The organism is Dermatophilaceae bacterium Soc4.6, from assembly GCA_039889245.1.
In the GTDB taxonomy this organism is placed as follows: Bacteria; Actinomycetota; Actinomycetes; order Actinomycetales; family Dermatophilaceae; genus Lapillicoccus.
The window spans coordinates 698,540-710,944 of the sequence record JAZGVH010000002.1; the positions used below are offsets into that span (position 1 = coordinate 698,540).

At 74.0% G+C, this 12,405-nt stretch carries 11 protein-coding genes; 5 read left to right on the forward strand and 6 right to left on the reverse strand.

Features of this window, described 5'->3' with window-relative positions; all coding sequences use genetic code 11:
- Positions 1 to 8: 8 nt before the first annotated feature.
- The 5 genes from egtD to V3N99_03365 form a co-directional block, all read right to left on the reverse strand.
- The gene (gene egtD, locus V3N99_03345) at positions 9 to 1,040 is read right to left on the reverse strand and encodes an L-histidine N(alpha)-methyltransferase (GenBank protein MEO3935775.1); all 1,032 of its coding nucleotides are present in this window, start codon (positions 1,038 to 1,040) and stop codon (positions 9 to 11) included.
- 3 nt (positions 1,041 to 1,043) lie between these two features.
- Positions 1,044 to 1,745, reverse strand: a complete 702-nt coding sequence (gene egtC / locus V3N99_03350) for an ergothioneine biosynthesis protein EgtC (GenBank protein ID MEO3935776.1) — start codon at positions 1,743 to 1,745, stop codon at positions 1,044 to 1,046.
- Between the two features lie 3 nt (positions 1,746 to 1,748).
- Positions 1,749 to 3,089 (reverse strand): ergothioneine biosynthesis protein EgtB, encoded by a 1,341-nt coding sequence (egtB, locus tag V3N99_03355; protein MEO3935777.1) that lies wholly within the window; start codon positions 3,087 to 3,089, stop codon positions 1,749 to 1,751.
- The gene (gene egtA, locus V3N99_03360; protein ID MEO3935778.1) at positions 3,086 to 4,417 is read right to left on the reverse strand and encodes an ergothioneine biosynthesis glutamate--cysteine ligase EgtA; all 1,332 of its coding nucleotides are present in this window, start codon (positions 4,415 to 4,417) and stop codon (positions 3,086 to 3,088) included. The genes egtB and egtA overlap by 4 nt, the downstream gene beginning before the upstream one ends.
- Before the next feature lie 495 nt (positions 4,418 to 4,912).
- Complete coding sequence (locus V3N99_03365) at positions 4,913 to 5,194, reverse strand: acylphosphatase (protein MEO3935779.1); 282 nt, start codon at positions 5,192 to 5,194, stop codon at positions 4,913 to 4,915.
- Positions 5,195 to 5,295: 101 nt separating this feature from the next.
- Here V3N99_03365 and V3N99_03370 point away from each other — a divergent pair, with 101 nt between their 5' ends.
- From V3N99_03370 to V3N99_03390, 5 genes are all read left to right on the forward strand, one after another.
- Positions 5,296 to 7,413, forward strand: coding sequence for an acyltransferase family protein (locus V3N99_03370; protein ID MEO3935780.1), 2,118 nt, complete (start codon positions 5,296 to 5,298; stop codon positions 7,411 to 7,413).
- 63 nt (positions 7,414 to 7,476) lie between these two features.
- Positions 7,477 to 7,989 carry a SigE family RNA polymerase sigma factor gene (locus tag V3N99_03375; GenBank protein MEO3935781.1) on the forward strand — a complete coding sequence of 171 codons (513 nt, stop codon included), beginning with the start codon at positions 7,477 to 7,479 and terminating at the stop codon, positions 7,987 to 7,989.
- Complete coding sequence (locus V3N99_03380; GenBank protein ID MEO3935782.1) at positions 7,989 to 9,422, forward strand: hypothetical protein; 1,434 nt, start codon at positions 7,989 to 7,991, stop codon at positions 9,420 to 9,422. Before V3N99_03375 ends, V3N99_03380 begins: the two co-directional genes overlap by 1 nt.
- Before the next feature lie 98 nt (positions 9,423 to 9,520).
- Positions 9,521 to 9,700, forward strand: coding sequence for a hypothetical protein (locus V3N99_03385; GenBank protein ID MEO3935783.1), 180 nt, complete (start codon positions 9,521 to 9,523; stop codon positions 9,698 to 9,700).
- The gene (locus tag V3N99_03390; protein MEO3935784.1) at positions 9,697 to 10,215 is read left to right on the forward strand and encodes an SRPBCC family protein; all 519 of its coding nucleotides are present in this window, start codon (positions 9,697 to 9,699) and stop codon (positions 10,213 to 10,215) included. Before V3N99_03385 ends, V3N99_03390 begins: the two co-directional genes overlap by 4 nt.
- A 586-nt stretch (positions 10,216 to 10,801) precedes the next feature.
- Here the strand turns inward: V3N99_03390 and V3N99_03395 are convergent.
- On the reverse strand, positions 10,802 to 12,400 hold the full coding sequence (locus V3N99_03395; GenBank protein MEO3935785.1) for an NAD(P)/FAD-dependent oxidoreductase: 1,599 nt from the start codon (positions 12,398 to 12,400) through the stop codon (positions 10,802 to 10,804).
- Positions 12,401 to 12,405 lie beyond the last annotated feature (5 nt).

Below are 12,405 nucleotides of genomic sequence, written 5' to 3' on the forward strand. Positions count from 1 at the left end.
GCTCCACCTTAGGCGGGCCGGGACAACGAGAGCGCGAAGTCACCGGCCGGGTCGGTCCACCAGTGGCTGAGCTCGAGGCCGGCGGTGGCCAGCTCGGCCCGCACGCCCTCGCGGCGGAACTTGGTCGAGATCTCGGTGCGCATCGCCTCACCCCGGGCGAACGACACCTCGAGGTCGAGGTCGCGCACGTGCACCCGCTGGTCGCGCACGGACTCGAGGCGCATCTCGATCCACTCGTGCTCGATGTCCCAGACCGCCCGGTGGGCAAAGGCCTGCGCGTCGAAGTCGGCCCCGAGGCTGCGGTTGATGACGCGAAGCACGTTGCGGTTGAAGGCCGCCGTGACCCCGCGGGCGTCGTCGTAGGCTGCGACCAGCCGGTCGACCGGCTTGACCAGGTCGGTGCCGAGCAGGAGGTGGCCGTCGTCGCCCAACAGGTCACGCACGTCGGCGAGGAAGGTCGCTCGAGCGGCGGGGTCGAGGTTGCCGATCGTCGAGCCGAGGAAGGCGACGAGCTGTCGCGGCCGGCGTGGCACGTCCCCCAGGTGCCGCTCGAAGTCGCCCACCTCGGGGGCGACCTCGAGCCCGGGGAACTGTGCCGCGATGACGGGCGCCGCCTCCCGCAGCACGACCGGGTCGACGTCGAAGGGCACGAAGCGGGTCAGGGTGCCGGCCTCACGCAGGGCCCGCAGCAGCAGCTGCGTCTTCTCGGAGGTGCCGCTGCCCAGCTCGACCAGGCACTGCGCGCGGGTGATGGTCGCGACCTCGCCGGCGCGCTCCACCAGGATCGCCCGCTCGGCCCGCGTCGGGTAGTACTCCTCCAGCCGGGTGATCTCGTCGAAGAGCTCGCTGCCACGACCGTCGTAGAAGTACTTCGGCGGCAGCACCTTGGGGGTGCGCTGCAGACCGGCGCGCACGTCGACGGCCATCTGCTGGGACAGCTCGTCGGGGTCGAGGTGCACCGCCAGCTCGAGCTCGGCGTCGCTCGTGCCGTCGAGGTCACCGGCACTGCCACTCGGGGCAAATACGTTGACGTTGCTCATGACTCAGGCCTCCAGGGCATTCACGACGACCCCGTTCGGGGTCACCTCGACGAGGTGGTGGTCGGGCACGTCGACCCAGCGCGGGTCGTCGTCCCAGGGCTCGCTCGCGAGCGCGACGCCGTCGTCGAGCACGAGATAGCTCAGGCCGTCACCCCACGTGACGCCGAGCACACGCTCCCCGTCGGTCAGCAGCAGCGACAGGTAGGCCGCGGGGTCGAGCGCCGCGACCTCACGCACGGTCTGCGCGACCCGGTCGGGCCCGAGGGCCAGCACGTGGGCGGCGAGCAGCGCAGAGTCGACCGCCGACTCGACGTCGTGCCGTGGCGGCAGCACGGTGCGGTCGACCCGCCCGTTGTGCGAGAGCAGCCAGCGCCCGTCGGTGAAGGGGGCGGCCGCGCTCTCGTCGAGCGGCATCCCCACGGTGGCCGAGCGGACGGCAGCCAGCACGGCGCCCGAGCGCAGCACGGGAGCCACCGACGCGAAGGACGGGTCACCCCAGATCGGCTTGGCCGAGCGCCACCGCACCGGCCCGGTCGGGTCGGCGGCGTCGGGCGGGTAGAAGCCCACCCCCCAGCCGTCGGCATTGACCAGCCCTCGGCTCTGCCGCCGGGGCGCGTAGGACTGGCGCAGCAGCCCGTGCTCCGGCTCGAGCACGAGCTGCGCCAGCGACCGCGGGGCGCCCAGCCAGGCGAGGTGGCGGCACACGGCTCAGCCCTCGCCCGGTGTCGATGCTGCGTCGGGCTCGTCCCAGGCCAGCCGCAGGCCGGTGAAGATCTGCCGTCGGATCGGCAGGTCCCAGTTGCGGAACGACGGGCGGATGCTCGCTCCCCCGACCGCCCACGACCCACCCCGCAGCACGCGGAAGTCGCCGCCGAAGAAGGGAGCCGAATAGGCGGCATACAGCATGGGGGTGAAGCCGGGCCAGGGCTCGAAGCCGGACGAGGTCCACTCCCAGACGTCGCCGACCAGCTGCTCGACGCCATAGGCGGAGGCACCGGCCGGGTAGGCGCCGACGGGGGCGGGGCGCAGGGCCTCGCCGCCGAGGTTGGCCAGGGCGGGGGTCCACTCGCTGTCGCCCCAGGGCCAGCGGCGGCGGCGGCCGAGAGCCGGGTCCCAGACGCAGGCCTTCTCCCACTCCTGCTCGGTCGGCAGGCGCCCTCCGGCCCACGCGGCGAACGCCTCCGCCTCGAAGTAGTCGACGTGCTGCACCGGCTCGTCGGGGACCAGCTCCTCGAGCACGCCGAAGCGGCGGCGCGAGCCGTCACCCAGCCAGAACAGCGGGCCGGTGAGGCCCGCCTCGACGCGGTGGGCCCACCCGCGCGCCGACCACCACCGCGGCTCGTCGTAGCCGCCGGCGTCGACGAAATGCCGCCAGTCGGCGTTGGTCACCGGCACCCGCCCGAGTCGGAACGCCGGCACGTGCACCGGGTGCGCCGGCCGCTCGTTGTCGAGCGACCACGGCTCGTCGGCGGCACCGACCCCGAGGACGAAGCGACCGCCCGGCACCAGCACGGCCCCCTCACGGGTCGCTCCCGAGGGCATCGGCCGACCGGCGGGCAGCACGGTGCGGGCCGCGAGCACCGGTGCGCCGGAGCGCAGCTGGTGCGTGGCGAGCATGGTCTCGACGTGCTGCTGCTCGTGCTGCTCGACCATGACGTAGGCGAAGAGGTCGTCGTCCTCATGGCCCCGGGCGAGCGCGTCGAGGACCCGCGAGCGCACATCACGCAGGTAGGCCCGCGACTCGCGCGGGGTCATCAGGGGCAGGGTGGACCGCACGGCTCGCGGCTGCTCGAAGGCGTCGTAGAGCCGCTCGACGCTCGCCGCGAGCAGCCCCTGGGCGCTGGCGTCGCCACCGCGGAGCAGCCAGAGGTCCTCCTGCTGGCCGATGTGCGCGAGGTCCCAGACCAGCGGGCTCATCAGCACGTGGTGCTGGGTGGTGAGCTCGGGCTCGTCGAGGTCGGTGAGCCAGGTCGTACGCCGTCGTGCCGCCTCGAGACCTGCAGCGACCCCGGCGACCCGGGCGGTATCGGTGGGTGGCAGGGAGGTCATCGGTGCGCAGCCCCCGCCGCCAGGTCGTCGTCGTCATCTGGCCGGGCGTGCTCGAGCAGGACCGTGAGCGGGCCGGACCGCTCGATCTGCTCCCGCAGCAGGCTGCTGGGGCTGCGGCCCGAGGCGACGAGCTCGGCCAGGTGGCCCACCGGGGAGGCGAGCGCTGCCGGCACCCGGCGGGCGGCGACGTCGAGACAGGTCTCGAGGGCTCGCCGGACGGCCGGGTCGGCCGGCCCCAGTCGGGCGGCGGCCTCCCAGCGGTCGGCGACCGGGGCGCAGGCCTCGCGCGCGACTGCGGCGGCCTGCGGGTCGTCGAGCAGGACGGCCGCGACGGCGGCCGCGGACGGCCACCACCGGGCCGGCATCGCGTCGAGGCAACGCAGCTCGAGGTACCCGCGCGGGCGCACGGGCGGGAAGAGCGTGGTGAGGTGGTAGTCCACGTCGCGGGCCGTCGCTGGCCGGGGCAGCCCCGCGGCACCCTCGAGCCACTCCTGCAGGCTGACCCGTCGGGTGAGCGGGGTCATCCTCTCGCCCTCGTGGGCGGCCGCCACGAGCAGCAGCGGAGCCCGCATCGCGTAGTCGACCCACTCCCGCACCGGGTCGTCCGGGTCGCCTGTGGCCACGGGGTCGGTGCGACCGTGGTCGATGCCGTCCCACGTGCCCTGCCGCATCGAGTGCCAGCCGGAGGTGCGCCCCCCGAGCCAGGGCGAGGTCGAGGTGAGCGCGACGAGCACCGGCACGAGCGACCGGGCCAGCTCCAGGCGGTCGTGCCAGCCGGCTGCCGGCCCGGCGTCGAGGTTGACCTGCAGCGCCGCCGTGGAGGTCATCATGGCCAGCCCCGAACCACCCGTGCTGAGGTGCCGGAAGTGCTCCTCCATCGCGGCGTAGCGCGCCCCGGGGTTGACTCGCTGCGGTGGGCGGGCCGGGTCGGCGCCCAGCGCGGCCAGGCCGAGACCGAGCTCGGCGGCATGGGCGCGCAGCACCCGCTCGTCCCTCAGGAGCGACCCGACCGCCGCGGTCACGTCGACCCGCGGCGGGGTCGAGAGCTCGACCTGGCCGCCGGGCTCGAGCGTGACGCTGCTGCCACCGGGAAGCGCGGCTCCCGCCTCCACCGACGCGACGAGCTCCAGCACCCGGCTCCACGACGGGCGGACGGCCGGCGAGACGAGGTCGACCAGGTGCAGCTCGAGCTCGAGGCCCACCTGACCCAGCGCGCCGTCACGCAGGGCCGCGGCCCTGATCCGCTCGCGAGCAGTCGCCACCGGGTCGGGGCCGAGGGCGTCGTGCGGATCACGCGGGTCGAGCACGACGTCGGTGTGAGCGGTCATGGCCAAGGCCCCTTCCAGGTCCGGACCGGTCGCCGTGGCGACCGCGGGTCTTCGTGGGGGCGGCCGTGCGTGACCGTCCTCGTAGCCGACCGTCAGCGGCGCCGGGGCGCTGCGTGGGGCCGTCGATCTGTGGTGCTGAGCCCAGCCTTACCCATGACACCGACATCGCCAACCCCGATCGGCCTGCGGAGTCGGATCGTCGGCGCGCCGTAAGGTCGCGTTCACTCCCGGAGCGCCGAGGCCCACCCGACCTGCCCGGGCTCGGGAGCGGGAGCACCAGCGGGGTGATCCGACGCGCTCAGCAGCCGGATATCACCCCACTGTGGCGGGCGGCCGTCCCCCACCGCCGCGAGCAGCGCGGGTCAACTCGCGTCGACCGGGGGGCAGGTCAACCTGCGTCCAGGTGCTGGAGTCTTCCACTCGTCGTGCTCGAACCGGGAGGCGCACTCGCCGCACATGTCGTCGTCGCGATCATCGCCACCTTTGCCGCCGAACTCACTTCTCGACGAACCCCGACACCCCCGGTCGGGCGCTCCCCCACTGCGCCACCGCCCCGGTCACCGTCCCCGGCCGACCCTGGGGCACGGGCTCCCGGTCGAGCAGCGCCAGCAGGGCGTCGAGCGCGTCGCCCGGGCCCTGGGCCACGACCTCGACGCGCCCGTCAGGCAGGTTGCGGGCGTGGCCGACGAGCCCGAGCTCCAGCGCCCTGGAGCGGGTCCACCAGCGGAAGCCCACCCCCTGGACGTCGCCTCGGACGAAGACGGTGACGCGCTCCATACCGTCCGACCCTAGGCGCTCGGCGCGCCGCCCGCGAGCCTCCCCGAGTGGCCCGCTGTGCCCGCCTATCGTCGTCTGGAGCCGAGGGAAAGGGGTGTCGGGTGTCGACGTACGAGCGGACCGTCCCGTTCGTGACCCCGCGGGCAGCCAGCGGGGCCCGCTCGAGCGCCCGGGCCACCAGCGCCGATCCCGGCCGCCCCGGAGGTCACGCGCACCTTGCGGGCCTCGACGGCCTGCGGGCGCTGGCCATCGGCGCGGTCGTGCTCTTCCACCTCGACCCGACGTGGCTGCCCGGCGGCTTCCTCGGGGTCGACGTCTTCTTCGTCGTCTCGGGCTTCCTGATCACGACGCTGCTGGTGCGCGAGGCCGAGCAGTCGACGAGCCACGGGCCGGCACGCATCCGCCTGCGCCGCTTCGCGACCCACCGCGCGCGACGCCTGCTACCTGCTCTCTTCGCCTGCCTCACGGTGAGCATCGTGGTCGCCCGCGTCGTGCACCCCGACCTGCTCGTCAACGTCGGCCGCGAGGTGGTGGGCGCGCTCACCTTCACGACCAACTGGGTCGAGATCACCGCCGGCTCGAGCTACTTCGACCAGACCGCCCCCCAGCTCTTCATGAACCTGTGGTCTCTCGCGGTCGAGGAGCAGTTCTACCTCGTCTGGCCACTCGCGGTGCTGGGGCTCGTGATCGCCGTCCGACGCCCGTCGACGCGCGCCGCCGTGGCGCTCGGCCTCGGCTTCGCGTCGACCGCCCTGATGGCGCTGCTCGTCAGCCGCCTGGGCCCCGGAGGCGACGCCACCCGCGTCTACTACGGCACCGACACCCACCTCGTCGGCCTCATGCTCGGCGCCGCCCTCGCCTTCACGTATGCCGCTCCCGGCCACGGCGCCCTCGGCACCGACCGCTGGTGCTCGCTGCGCAGACCGCTGCTCGTCGGCGCCGCGGCGGGCCTCGGCGCCCTGCTGTGGTGGGGCGGGGAGGACAGCCCCCTGACCTTCCGCGGAGGCATCGCCCTCGGCTCGCTCGCCACGACCGTCCTGCTCGCTGGCCTGCTGCCCACCGAGGCGGTGGGCGACGTCGGGCGGGCCTCGCGCTGGCGGCTGCTGATGGACTCCCCTGCCCTGCGCTGGGTCGGGCGCCGCTCCTACGGCATCTACCTCTGGCACTGGCCCGTCATCGTCATCACCGGGCTCGACCAGCCCACGGCCCCCGGCACGTCGGCGCACCTGCTCGCGAAGGCCTGGGCGGTGCTCGTCACCCTCGCGCTGGCCGACCTGTCCTACCGCTTCCTCGAGGCGCCCGTGCGGCTGTGGGGCTTCCGCGGGGTCGCGCTCATCGTGGTGCGCGGCCTCTTCTCCCCCTTCACCCGCGTCCCCCGCGTCGTGGTCGGCACCAGCGCGGTGGTCCTGGCACTGGCCGTGGGGGTCGTCCTGACCGCCCCCGACCGCACCGAGACCCAGCGGATGCTCGAGGCCAACCAGCAGGCGGCCGAGTCGGCGCCGGGCATCCCGGCAGCACCTGGGCTGACCGTGCCCTCGATCCTCGGCGCCGCAGGGGCGGGTGGACCGACGACCCCGGCGACCCCCGCCCCCTCGGCCTCCGCCGGCACTCCGGCGGCGCCTGACCCGAGCGGGACTGCCCCGGCAGCCACCCCGACCGCTGGCGCGCCCTCGCGGGCCGAGCTCGCGGCCTACACGATGCCGTCGGGGCAGGAGATGGACATCTTCGGTGACAGCATCGTGGTGGCCAGCATCAACGCCCTGCAGTACTACTTCCCGGGGATCCGCTCCGACGCCCGCTCGAACCGCCAGTGGTCCGACGGGCTGACCCAGGTGACCGCCCACGCCGGCGACCTGCGCCGGGCCGTCGTCGTCGACTTCGGCACCAACGCGGGCGTCGACGAGGCCGCGGCCAAACGGGTGCTCGACCTCATCGGCACGAAGCGCATGGTCGTGCTCGTCACCATCTACGGCCGGGCCTCGTGGATCGACGCAGCCAACGCCAGCCTCAGCCGGATCGCCACCGGCCGCGACAACGTCGTCGTCGCCGACTGGCACAGCGCGATCTCGGCCCACCCCGAGCTGCTGCAGTCCGACGGCATCCACCCCTCGATCACCGGGGCCCACCTCTTCGCCAAGACCATCCGCGCCGCGCTCGCCCAGCTGAGCGAGCGCCACACCGGTGTCAAGGTCACGCTCAAGGAGCTGCCCTCCTGGTGAGTCTGCTGGGCAGCCGGCTGCCTGGGCTGCCACGAAACGCCCGGCTGTCGCGTCACTAGGGGTATGAAGGCGATCGTGGAGCAGGACCACGCACTCACGCAGTTCCTGCGCGAGCACCACGGCTCGCTCTTCCGCACAGCCCTGCTCCTGACGGGGGACGCCGTCGACGCAGAGGAGCTGCTCCAGGACACGCTCGTCCGACTGTTTCCCCGATGGCACTGGGTCGAGGAGGCCGACCGACCCGTCGCCTACGTGCGGCGGTCGCTCACGAACCTGTTCATCAGCGACCGACGGCGAGGTCACCATCGCGACCTGCCACTGACCCACGTGAGCGAGTCGACCGACCGGCGCCAGCCCCTGGAGGCCGTCCACGACCGCAGCGTGCTGTGGCCGGCGCTGCTCGCCCTCCCCTCACGCCAGCGCGCCGCCATCGTGCTGCGCTACTACGACGACCTGCCCGACGCAGAGATCGCCGATGCTCTCGGCTGCCGCCCCGTCAGCGTGCGCAGCCTCGTCAGCCGCGGGATGAGCGCTCTGCGCTCGGCTCTCGACCCGACCCGACCTGAGGTGTCCTGATGACCGACCCCACCGACCAGACCGAGGTCGCCGAGCTCGAGCGCCGGTTGCGCTCCGTGCTGCGCGCCGTCGTGGCCGACACCCCCGTCCCGGGAGGGCTCGAGGCCCGGTTGCTGGATGCCGTCACGTCACCTGAGGCACTGGCGTGCGAGGTCGCTCCCCCGCCGGGGACTCCGACGGCCGACGGTCAGCGACCCGCCGCCGGCTCTCGACGGTGGCTGCCCCTCGTCGCGGCGGCGGCCGCTGCGGCGCTCGTGCTGGGCAGTGTCGGGTGGTGGGCCGCTCTGGGGCACCGCACGCAGATCGCGGAGTCGAACGGCACCACGACGGTGCCGTGGGACGCCAGCGTGATGGCGTCCCGGGTCGGGTTCGCCGACACGGCTCTCCCGCGGGTGACTGAGGGTGTCGGCCACACCGCCCCGTGCGGGGAGGGCGACCTCCACGTCGTGGCGAGCCGGAACACCGTCGGCCCGTCGACCGGCAACGGCACGCTCCATGTCGTCTCCGACCTCGTCGTCCAGTCGTCGGCCGCCGCCGACTGTGCCCTGTCCCCCCTTACGCCGGCCGCCCGCGTGACCAGCGACGGGCAGGTGCTCCCTCTGGGCGCCCTTGGCTCGGGCCCGTATCGATCGAGCGTGGCCGTCGCCCCGGGCGACCTCGTCCACCTGCGGCTCCCGTGGATCTCGGACGGCATCGGGCCTGCTCCTGCCCGACTGGTGCTGCTGGTCGACGGGCCGTCCGTGTCGCCGCGCGGTGGTGGCGTCTCCGAGCAAGACCCGGTGCACACCCCTCTGGCCGTCGACGTGAGCGGCGTGGAGCGTCCGGGCCTACCCAGCGGGAAGCCGGGCGCCGGGGACTCCGCCGGCGTCCAGCGTTACCTCACGTGGCAGGTGACGTCCGTCGCACGACCGGGGAGCCTGGCCTCCCTCACGGCCACGGTCATCGGCACCACCATGCACCTCGACCCGGCTCCGCCCACGGGATGGGCCGGCTCGTCCAGGACCGGTGAGGTGCAGGGGACCCTGCGCCTGGTCAACGACACCGGGAGCACCGTCCGCATCAAGGACGCCCAGAGCTCGGTGCGCAGCGACGCGTGCCCCGACCTCGTGGCCTCCACGCAGCTCACCTTCGTGGACGTTGCCCCGGTGCTGCGCGGCCCCCTGCCGTGCGACACCGCTCCCGAGGTGCTGGAGCCCGGTGGGGTGCTGGATGTCGCGCTGAGCGTCCCCTCCGAGTGGCAGCCTGTAGGGAAGGCCGACGACGCCATCGGCTCGGCGAGCGGCATACCCGCCTTCGTGTGGCCCCTCACCGCCCAGCTCGTGCGCGGCGACGACGTCGTGACGGGGAGCAACGACCTCGAGCAGACGACCAACCCGCACGCAGGCGGCACGGCGATGCGAGGTCCCGAGCTCACCCCGACCGGCTCCGGCTGACCTCTGTGCGGTGCCCCCTCCGGTCCCTGGGGATCGGGGCGGCGCATTGCGGGTAGTGGCCCTCTAGAGGGCGAGAGGCGCCGACGGACTGGAGAACCATGAAGGCACTGACCTGGCTGGCACCGACGCCGCAGGGCGAGGCGACGACCGGGGGCTTCCTCGGCACCCGCGTCGCCCAGGTGGCCGCAGCCGGCATCTCGGCTGGTGGCGCAGCCCTGTTGGCCGCACGACGTCTGGTCCCCCACCTGACGACCCGCTATCCCGGAGCCGACCGATGAGCCACCTGACCGACCTCAAGCACGCCCTGATTCCTTCTCCCGCAAGGCGGCTCATCGTCAAGCGGACGGTCGACACCACCCCTGACGCCGTATGGAGCGTCCTCGCCGACGGCTGGCTCTACGCCAACTGGGTCGTGGGGGCGTCGCGACTGCGCGACGTCGACCAGACCTGGCCGGGGCGGGGCAGCCGGCTCCACCACAGCTTCGGGGTGTGGCCGGCCGTCATCGACGACTCCACCCAGGTGCTGCGCTCCGAGCCCCCGAGCCGGCTGGTGCTGCAGGCCAAGGGCTGGCCGATGGGCGAGGCCGTCGTCGAGATGCAGCTGACCCCGGTCGGCGACGACCGGTGCGAGGTCTCCATGCTCGAGGACGCGGTCAGCGGGCCCGGCCTGCTCGTCCCGCTCGTCGTGCGGCAGCCGCTGATCGCGGCGCGCAACCGCGAGGCCCTGCACCGGCTCGCCCTCATCGCCGAGGGCCGCTCGAACAGCGTGACCTCCGAGGAGACCGACAGCTGACCTCCTCCTCGGGGCTGACCGCTCAGGTGTCATTTCTGAGACGAGCAGGGCGCCGACCGCGCCGGCGTCAGCCGCAGCACCGTGCTGCGCCTCGAGAGCGGGCAGGGGGTGTCCCTCGAGAACCGGGTGCGCATCACTCGCGCTGGGTGTGCTCGACCTGCTGACCAAGGCACTCGACCCCTACGCCACCGACGTGGGGCGTCTTCGCGCCGACGAGGAGCTCCCGACCAGGGTACGTGCCCGTGGAGCCGGCCGGTGAGCGTCGAGGTCTGGGTGTCCGTCTGGGGCGTCGAGATCCACGCCGGAGCGCTGTACCCGCACCGCCGCCGCGGCGGCAGCGGCCTTCGACGTCAACCTGGACCCGGGGCCCAGGCACCTCAGCACGGCCATCGACCTGGCGGACGACACGGCGAGCATCTCGCTCGCACTCTCTGTCGCGGACTACCTCCGCCTCGGCCCCGAGGAGGCACACGAGGTCATCGCGCAGGTCCGGACGGCCGTCTCTGACCGGCCTCGGATCGCACGACGCCACGACCTGTCCTCGCACGAGGTCGCGGCCAGCAGTCAGCTCGACGGGCTCGTGCCCTCATCCCCTGGGCAGCAGCCGACCCCACGCCGTCCTGACCAGCGCCTGGTGCACGAGCCGTGTCGGCCCCGCCCCGTCAAGGGCCGCGCGGGCGGCGTTCCACCCGCAGGCCCCGTGCACTCCCCCGCCCGGGTGGGCCGACGCGCTCGCCAGCAGCAGCCCCGGGATCGGCGTCTCGGCCCGCCCCAGACCGGTCGTCGGCCGGAAGACCAGCTGCTGGTGCAGTCCCGACGTGCCGCCGTTGATCGCGCCGAAGGACAGGTTCGCGTCGCTGTCCTCGAGGTCGACCGGCGACTGCACCGTGCGGTCGAGCACGGCCGACCCGAAGCCCGGGGCCACCCGCTCCACCGCTGCCTCCATCCGCCCGACGTGCTCGTCGACCGCAGCCCGGTCCCACGGGAGCGAGCGCGGCACGTGCGTGTAGGCCCACGTCGACTCCGTGCCCGCGGGCGAGCGCGTCGCGTCGGCCGTCGTCATCTGCCCGAAGAGCAGGAACGGCCGCTGCGGCACGCGCCCCACCGACAGGTCGGCGCTCAGGTCGACGAAGCCGTCGAGGTCGACCCCCAGGTGCACCGTGCCGGCCTGCGCCGCCCCGGGCGAGGCCCACGGCACCTTGGTCGACAGGGCCCAGTTGACCTTGATCGTCGCGGCGTCCCACTCGAAGCGCTCGAGCGCGCGGCGGAAGCCGGCGGGCACGTGCTGCGGGGCGAGCAGCTCGCCGTACAGGGCCGGGGCCGAGACGTCGGCGACGACGGCGCGCCGCGCGCGCACCACCGAGCCGTCGGCGAGCACGACGCCCCGGGCGCGACCACCCTCCACCTGGATGGACTCGACCCGCGCGCCGGTCACGACCTGCGCCCCCAGCGAGGACGCGCGCCGGGCCATCGACTGCGTGAGCTCGCCCGCCCCACCACGCGGCACGGGGAAGCCGACGTCCTGCGCGAGCATGGCCAGCAGCCAGCCGAAGAGGCCGCTGCCCGCCCCGTCGACCGGCAGGTCGCTGTGCATGGCGTTGCCGGTCAGCAGCAGCGGCGCGCCCTCGCCGGTGAAGCGCTCCTGACCCAGCCGGCGGACCGACGTCAGCGCGAGCCTGACCAGGTCGAGCATCCCAGCCGTGCCGACCGCACGCCCGATCCGGGTCACCGGCCGCACCGGCGGGAAGGGGGTGAAGAGCGCGTCGAGCAGCGGGTCGCGCAGCCGCTGCCACTGCGCGCACATCTCGAGCCAGGCGTCGCCGTCACCGGGCGCCTCGGCGTCGAGCCCGGCCGCGGTGTCGTCGGCCGACGCGTGCAGCACGGCCGTGCGGCCGTCGTCGAGCGCGTGGGCGAGCGGGTCGGGCGAGCGCTCCCACACCAGCCCGTGACGGCTCAGCTCCAAGCCCTGGATGACCGGCGAGGCGGCTGCGAGGGGGTAGAAGGCGCTGAAGAGGTCGGTGACGAAGCCGGGACGGGTCACCTCGGCACTGCGTACGGCGCCCCCCACGCTCTCGTTGGCCTCGACCACGACGACGTCCCAGCCGGCGTCGACCAGCGCGTTCGCGGCGACCAGCCCGTTCGGGCCGGAGCCGATGACGACGGCGTCCGCCACCTGGTGGGTCATGTCGC

What these genes read in the sequence shown, in the direction of transcription:
- egtD (MEO3935775.1), bottom strand. Translation starts at nt 1,040, where the DNA reads ATGAGCAACGTCAACGTATTTGCCCCGAGTGGCAGTGCCGGTGACCTC.
- egtB (MEO3935777.1), bottom strand. Translation starts at nt 3,089, where the DNA reads ATGACCTCCCTGCCACCCACCGATACCGCCCGGGTCGCCGGGGTCGCT.
- egtA (MEO3935778.1), bottom strand. Translation starts at nt 4,417, where the DNA reads ATGACCGCTCACACCGACGTCGTGCTCGACCCGCGTGATCCGCACGAC.
- V3N99_03365 (MEO3935779.1), bottom strand. Translation starts at nt 5,194, where the DNA reads ATGGAGCGCGTCACCGTCTTCGTCCGAGGCGACGTCCAGGGGGTGGGC.
- V3N99_03375 (MEO3935781.1), top strand. Translation starts at nt 7,477, where the DNA reads ATGAAGGCGATCGTGGAGCAGGACCACGCACTCACGCAGTTCCTGCGC.
- V3N99_03380 (MEO3935782.1), top strand. Translation starts at nt 7,989, where the DNA reads ATGACCGACCCCACCGACCAGACCGAGGTCGCCGAGCTCGAGCGCCGG.
- V3N99_03385 (MEO3935783.1), top strand. Translation starts at nt 9,521, where the DNA reads ATGAAGGCACTGACCTGGCTGGCACCGACGCCGCAGGGCGAGGCGACG.
- V3N99_03390 (MEO3935784.1), top strand. Translation starts at nt 9,697, where the DNA reads ATGAGCCACCTGACCGACCTCAAGCACGCCCTGATTCCTTCTCCCGCA.
- V3N99_03395 (MEO3935785.1), bottom strand. Translation starts at nt 12,400, where the DNA reads ATGACCCACCAGGTGGCGGACGCCGTCGTCATCGGCTCCGGCCCGAAC.